The organism is Lactobacillus nasalidis (assembly GCF_016587775.1).
GTDB lineage: Bacteria > Bacillota > Bacilli > Lactobacillales > Lactobacillaceae > Lactobacillus > Lactobacillus nasalidis.
Map to the genome: position 1 here is coordinate 1 of NZ_BOCG01000028.1, position 666 is coordinate 666.

General features: G+C 50.5%; 2 protein-coding genes. One reads left to right on the forward strand and one right to left on the reverse strand.

Annotation, left to right across the window (positions count from 1 at the left end; all coding sequences use genetic code 11):
- Positions 1-433, forward strand: a 433-nt coding sequence (locus lacNas_RS00220) for a LysR substrate-binding domain-containing protein (RefSeq protein WP_244661393.1), incomplete at its 5' end; no start/stop codon positions are given.
- 63 nt (positions 434-496) lie between these two features.
- On the opposite strand, the gene lacNas_RS00225 is transcribed toward lacNas_RS00220, so the two are convergent.
- Positions 497-666: IS3 family transposase (locus lacNas_RS00225; RefSeq protein ID WP_201330064.1), on the reverse strand; the 170-nt coding region annotated here is incomplete at its 5' end.

The window sequence follows — 666 nt, forward strand, 5'->3', positions numbered from 1 at the left end:
CCCGCACTTTGAATACCTGCCTTATCAAAGCGACCGGCTGATGGTGGTGCTGCCGGCAGCGGATCCGCTGGCCGGGCAAAAGACGGTCAAGCTGGAGCAATTGCGGGAGCGCAATTTCATTCTGGAACCGGTCAAGTCCCGCCCATACCAGCTCTGCCTGTCGCTTTGTCAAGCCGCTGGCTTCAATCCCAAGGTGATCTACACCGACCACTATATTGAAAACATTACTGCCTTCGTCAAAAAGGGCCTGGGCGTCTCCCTTTTGATGGGCAAGGTTATCCCGAAGGACCCGGCTCTGGCCGCCATCCCCGTTCTGCCCAACACAACGGCCCAGATCACGGCCTGCTACCTGCCGGAAGTCGCGGAAAATTCGGGCCGGGAGGCGCTGCTTAAATACCTGCAGCGCTACTGTCAATCCTTAAAAATCGAATAAACACAAAAACAGCCAAGTTGCTCGCGAACTTGATGTGACCCCCAAAATTGGGACAAATTAGTATTACGCCGTTAAGGTTGTTAGAACATGATTCCGATATTCAATCGGGGTCATGTTTTTTCGTCCTGTTTTGATTCTTACGTTGTTGTAGTAATCGATATATTTGTGAATAGCTTGTTCAATCTCATTTAGGTCTTTGTATTTGTGCTCCTGCCCATAGAACATCTCACGCT